Genomic DNA, 394 nt, shown 5'->3' with positions numbered 1-394 from the left:
GAAGGCCAGGCCAGTTCCTCGCGCCAGTCCCCCAGGAGATCCGCCTGGAGGGCAGGGTTCCCCTTGGTGCTGTTATTGGTTTTGGCTCCGGTGGCTGTCAGCAGCCTGTCGCTGGATTCCGTCTCCCAGTTCCACTTGGCGATGCTGGGGGTGCCCGTGTTGGTAGCGGCGTTCCAGTCATGGTCCACAATCTCGCGCAGCAGGTCGCCGTCCCACCAAGCCAGGAAGTTGGCCGCAGGGATGTTGTTGGCGATCAGCTGGCCCTTGGCTGAGCGGAGCTCACCCACAGGGGAGTTCCAGGCGGCGTCGCCGCCGATGGCCCAGCCTTCGGCACCGGCATGGCGGGGGTCGATGTCTGCGGCTGCAGCGCGTCCGGTGTCCTTGGTGGACGGGA

The 394-nt window shown here is 66.5% G+C and carries 1 protein-coding gene; it reads right to left on the bottom strand.

Annotated elements, in window-relative coordinates; genetic code table 11:
* Positions 1 to 394, bottom strand: a 394-nt coding sequence (locus AC5RWX_RS34425) for a rhamnogalacturonan lyase family protein (protein ID WP_494100597.1), incomplete at both ends; no start/stop codon positions are given.

This window comes from Arthrobacter sp. SPT-J7 (genome assembly GCF_059089965.1).
Note: the sequence above shows the minus strand (reverse complement) of the source record. Positions and strands in the feature narration are given on the sequence as shown.